The following is a 5,126-nucleotide window of genomic DNA, read 5'->3' on the forward strand; positions in this document are numbered from 1 at the left end:
CTCAGCAGCTGCACGGTGATTTCAAAGGCCTCTGACAGCGCCTCGCGGCCGTTCAGTTTCCAGAACAGCAGGCCGTCTGTCGGCAGATGTACGGTGATACGATCAAACATGGTATGTCCCCTGACCGGGCCCGGCAGACGCCGGGAGAGTAACAAAGATTGAAATTGTGGATTGAGCAGTCATGCGCTTTACGATGAGGTTTTAATCAGGGCCACAAACGGGGCAACGGAGATAATACAGGTAATTACGGGATGACCAATTTCGCAATTGCTATTGCGATTACTTTTAAGCATATCTGTTAGATTCGTAGCATTTTTCCTGCCTGAAAAATACTTACTTTGACCAGCCCGAGGATGAATAATTTTCTGTGTGATGATGAATCTGAAAAAAAAGAATTTACCAAAATCATGATATTAATTTAAATTTGTTATCTTAATAATCAACTTTATTTATTTTTAAGCGCCCGCTATTTTTTTACCTTTTCTGTCTTTTAATATATTCCGGATCCTCTTCATGGGGCAGGATTATTTTAAGCCCACCAGCCATCTGCGAGGCAATATAATTAACATTAGACAAGTTTTTAGCCAGATCAGGATCGCTCGTATCGAATTCTTTTGATGCTAAAACACCGAGATTCATTGTATGTAATTTACTTTTATCTTTCTCGGCTCCGGTCAATACAGCCTGAACATATCGTAACTGGTTAAGAGCCATGACATAAAGGTTGAAATCAGGATTCTTTTTCAATCTTAATTCAACGATTGAAATTGCATCGGTGACATAATTGAGTGTAGCTCTGGAGTTTTTCAATGACTGCATTTATCCCATAAGGTAGAAATATGTAATTTTTATTATTCAAAACTAATTACCATGTGTGAGCCACGCGTTTTTTAATAGCTTCATTAATAAAATAAGATTTAATGCTGTCAGGTAACACTTCATCTTCGTAAGGATATTCGAACCCTTTGATAGTCGATAAATCGGCCACAAACCCTCCAACAATCATCTCCCCCATTACCTTAATTTTTCTGCCATTATGCTCCAGGATGATATATGAACTCATTCCCGTTATTTTCATCAATTCCCCCTTACGAAAATTACCTTCTCAACTTTAGTTACTGGATCTATAGTGGTTATTTTAGTTACATTTCCATTGCCCATCAATCTCGGTAACTCTACATTTCCCCATATATTACCATCACGTAAACTTTCCCCTACAACTGCTCTTACTTCACCAGACACTTGTTTAGCATAGATTCCAGACACATCTTCCCATGCTTTTATTGACTGAGGATTATTAAAATCCCATTCAGGCATCTCAATCGATTTGTCTTTTATTGTCGATTCTAACGTCACACCTCCGCGAGACTTGGCGATACTCTCGGGACCTCTGCATATTTGGTTACCCCCTCTCGTTATATAAAATAAAAATCAGGTTTCATTGTAAAATGGCGCTATTATAAACAGTTTTAATGATTTACTTCATAAATTTCATCGTCAGGTTGTGAGTATTTCATAACTGCTTTGCGGGTGGAAAGGAAAATGTAAGGGATAATTTCTTTATCTTTATTTCCATGATGTGATTTTTTTATTTCGCATGCCAATGACTCCACATCACTGCAAAATCTTATCCTGCTTACTTCGTCTTCACTTAATTTAAAACTTCTGAACACATCCATCTGAGAAACATTATTATACTCTGAAAAAACAATAGTAATAATAAAAACCTCATCAACCTGATAAAAATCGAAAAGCCATTTTTTCCGTACAGTAAAATTACATCACTCATACATTTCATCAGTGGTTATATCATAAATTTTATAACTAACACCTTCGAGCATTTTTTTACATTATCTCTTTTATAAAATCTCTGAAAGCATCTTTGAAAGAGATAACAAGTCAGTTCGTGAGGTTCTTAACCTCACTTTGACTCAACTCTCTTTCTATATTTTCGGGATAAGAGTTTCGGATTTTTTTTGTGATTTCTTTCATTTCCCTCTCATCATTAATTGCAAAAACCTCATCATCTTTCAAATAAAAGTAACGCGCCACATCAACTTTGTAATCCCCCTCGACAAACATAATTTTTATCAGATATTTATTATTATTTGTAAGATACAAAGTAAAATCCCATGGACTGACTAAAACTTTTTTCAACATATTCATAATTTTTCTCCCGTAACAATATCAGTCACTTCGTAATGCTGGCCATTAATCATGTTTTCTGTATGTACAACCGCTTCCAAATCCCCTTTAGGTAATTTCCCTCCTGGCAGCCATTGAGTGTTCGCTCCCCATTCGTTACCTGACGGAATTTTCGGATTATAAAGCTCAGTAGGTTTAAACTCCACAAGAACTAAACTGTCATTCTGCAATTGCCCCTCGGGTATCCCTAATTTATTTGCAATTGCTATTGGATCACCTTTAGACTCATTAATTATATTCATAGCATTGTCTTTGCTTAAAACAAACTCGCTTCGACCTGCATCGGGCTTACCAATCCCATAATCTTCAAATGAACTTCTCGTTACAATTCTGGAAGAACCACTTTCAAATTCTTTAAGATGGTTTTCAACATAATCTTTCGGAAGATAAGTGTCAGGATCGGGCCTGGTACCCTTTTCCATTTCCACAATTTCATCGAACTTCGCTTTACTTATTGGTACACCATTGGTGGTTTCATAGCGCCCAACACTGCGCCAGCTGTCGAATCTCGCGCCACCTTTACCTCCGGCAAGACTACCAACCAGCCCTCCAATCAGCATTGACCATTTCTGTTTATTAGTGCCTTCTCCAAAGAGCCGTCCGCCTATATAACTGCCTGCATACCCCCCACCCAATCCCCCCAGGGTACTGAGAACGGCAATCGCAGGCGTGGCCAGCACGCCTATCGCCGCCGCCCCAACCCCCAGCATCAACCAGTTAACCCAGCCTGGTATTTCAGGATTGATGTCGTCCGTTTGTATTTTACTGCCACCGATAAATACGTTGGACGATCCGGATGCGATCTCGGCACTACAGGTCAGGAGGTCGCCAATGCGTGCAGCAGGAAAATCATTGATATAAACCTTGATCGATCCTTCTGCAACGAGCTGTTTACTACCACTGTGCTCACCACACTCTCCGGTTGATAAGTGCGCACGGATGGCTGCCCGGTCGTTGATGATGACATTTGGCGACCCGTCAGTCAGTTTTCCGGTAACGTGTCTGGGTGCCCATGACATACTTCCAAGCACTTCACCCACGCCACCCGCTGTTGTTGCGCCAGCAGCAGCAGCGGCAACCACAACTAATGCGGTTCCGCCAGTCACTACAACGGCCGCTGCCCCCAGGATAGCGCCACCAATCAAACCTGCTACCATCCAGGCCTTAGATGCGGTATGGGCAATATCATCAAACTCACGCGCCGCACTGAATTCGCTCATGGATCAGCCATCCCTGTTGGCTTTAATAAACTCAGCAACTGCTTCGGTCGTATTGAGCATGGTGGAACCTTTTACCGCACGACACACCAGTAAAACGGATGACATATGCTGAGCCTTTTCAGGCGATGTGGTCCACAGCGCATAACGCGTTACGTCATGCTCAGTAGCCTTGGGTAAGGCAGAAATATGCAGAGGATTACCTGAAGCATCATAGAACAGATAACCTCCATTTAAGGCTCGTTGTAAGTCGATATACTGGTAAAGACTGTTTAGTGTCTCAAAAACGAATAACTCTTTGCTGTCACAGTCCAGTGCAAAATGAACCTCTTCACTCGCTGCCGGAAGCGCCTCTGAAACAAAATCATCCGTTTCCTCTTGACGAAAACGGATGCTGGCAATAATTGCGTGATATTGCTTTTGATAATACTCGTCAAATTTATCCGGGCAGGTCCCAATAAAGCAGACTATTTTTCTGCTTTGCTGTTTATCATTCATTAAAATGACAGATTGTTTTTGCCAGATTACCGCACTACCATTTTTGAAATGGTAAAAAATTTCCATTGCTGGCTTGCCATCAATTAAAACTGACTGAGATGATTCCAGAGAAAAACTCTGTAAAGTGACATCCATTTCTTTGATTAACCTTGAAGCAACGCTTTGTAAATTATCATCGAAGTTTGCTGTTGCTCGTGACACAACAAAAGTGAATTCACTTGCATTATTTTCGCTTAAGGTAAACAGGTTCATTGTCCGGTCTTTAAAAATATCAGGTAATTCTAAAGACGCCTCCTGGATTTTATATATTGACATATCCTCTCCCTGAAAGATTATTTATTTTCAGAAAATAAAGCATTTAACTTCGCCTGAATTTTTTCCTGATGCCCTTCCCCAGGTGCAGCGGTAACGGCTCCGCCATTTGAAGGATTCAGATATAGCTCAGACCCAGTATTAATCTCACCTGTTTTATCCACACTTATATTAAAATTTGTACCTGTGATATTAATATTGCCATCTGCTTTCAATTCAATAACGCTCTTACCACACTCCAGACGGACTGATTCACCCGACCCAATAACATAAGCACCAACAGCATTATTCGTTCGGGTTCCTGCTGTCAGCATCATCGAGTTACCCTTCACACCCACATCCTGATTTTCGACCACCCGGTGCGTCTCATGTGCGCCGACATAGTGCGAATGATTCTGCCCCACGCTGTGCGTGGCGTCGTTCTTGACGTGGGTGTCCATGTTCTTCTGCGCCTGGATCCACAGCTGTTCTTCCCCCGTCTTGTCCTCAAACCGCAGCGCGTTAGCCGTCTCCGACGAACCGTCCTTGCTCCGGCTCAGAAAACCCATCTGCGTCGCCGCTGCCGGCAGCGCCCACGGCGGCATATTGCCGTCGTTGTACACCCGCCCCGTCACGATGGGACGGTCCGGGTCGCCGTTGATAAAGTCAACCACCACCTCATCCCCCACACGCGGAATTTGCACCCCGCCGAACCCCTGGCCCGCCCACGCGCTCGACACCCGCACCCAGCACGAACTGGTGTCGTCTCCCTTCGCCAGGCGGTCCCAGTGGAACTTCACCTTGATGCGCCCGTATTTGTCCGTCCAGATTGACTCCCCCTTCGGGCCCACCACCTTCGCCGTCTGCGGGCCGTGCGTCCTCGGCCACGCCGTCTCCGGCGGCGTTCGGTACGTC

7 protein-coding genes are annotated in these 5,126 nt (G+C 43.3%); all 7 read right to left on the bottom strand.

What is annotated here, in order from left to right:
- Positions 1-474 precede the first annotated feature (474 nt).
- Positions 475-819, bottom strand: coding sequence for an immunity protein Tsi6 family protein (locus BG55_RS00040; RefSeq protein WP_034932773.1), 345 nt, complete (start codon positions 817-819; stop codon positions 475-477).
- A 46-nt stretch (positions 820-865) separates the two neighbouring features.
- Positions 866-1,078 (bottom strand): Imm74 family immunity protein, encoded by a 213-nt coding sequence (locus BG55_RS00045; protein ID WP_235192683.1) that lies wholly within the window; start codon positions 1,076-1,078, stop codon positions 866-868.
- Entirely contained in the window at positions 1,078-1,356 is a 279-nt protein-coding gene (locus tag BG55_RS00050) for a hypothetical protein (RefSeq protein WP_034932776.1), read from the bottom strand. Before BG55_RS00050 ends, BG55_RS00045 begins: the two co-directional genes overlap by 1 nt.
- Positions 1,357-1,899: 543 nt before the next feature.
- A complete protein-coding gene (locus BG55_RS00055; protein WP_034932779.1) occupies positions 1,900-2,166 on the bottom strand; it encodes a hypothetical protein in 267 nt (88 codons plus the stop codon).
- A complete protein-coding gene (locus BG55_RS00060) occupies positions 2,163-3,425 on the bottom strand; it encodes a PAAR domain-containing protein (protein ID WP_034932783.1) in 1,263 nt (420 codons plus the stop codon). The genes BG55_RS00055 and BG55_RS00060 overlap by 4 nt, the downstream gene beginning before the upstream one ends.
- Before the next feature lie 3 nt (positions 3,426-3,428).
- The gene (locus tag BG55_RS00065; protein ID WP_034932785.1) at positions 3,429-4,235 is read right to left on the bottom strand and encodes a DcrB-related protein; all 807 of its coding nucleotides are present in this window, start codon (positions 4,233-4,235) and stop codon (positions 3,429-3,431) included.
- A 17-nt stretch (positions 4,236-4,252) separates the two neighbouring features.
- A partial coding sequence (gene tssI, locus BG55_RS00070; RefSeq protein ID WP_034932786.1) for a type VI secretion system tip protein TssI/VgrG occupies positions 4,253-5,126 on the bottom strand: 874 nt, incomplete at its 5' end.

Source organism: Erwinia mallotivora (assembly GCF_000590885.1).
Lineage (GTDB): Bacteria > Pseudomonadota > Gammaproteobacteria > Enterobacterales > Enterobacteriaceae > Erwinia > Erwinia mallotivora.

Coding starts and splice junctions, on each gene's coding strand:
- BG55_RS00040 (WP_034932773.1), bottom strand. CDS start 819: ATGCAGTCATTGAAAAACTCCAGAGCTACACTCAATTATGTCACCGAT.
- BG55_RS00055 (WP_034932779.1), bottom strand. CDS start 2,166: ATGAATATGTTGAAAAAAGTTTTAGTCAGTCCATGGGATTTTACTTTG.
- BG55_RS00060 (WP_034932783.1), bottom strand. CDS start 3,425: ATGAGCGAATTCAGTGCGGCGCGTGAGTTTGATGATATTGCCCATACC.
- BG55_RS00045 (WP_235192683.1), bottom strand. CDS start 1,078: ATGAAAATAACGGGAATGAGTTCATATATCATCCTGGAGCATAATGGC.
- BG55_RS00065 (WP_034932785.1), bottom strand. CDS start 4,235: ATGTCAATATATAAAATCCAGGAGGCGTCTTTAGAATTACCTGATATT.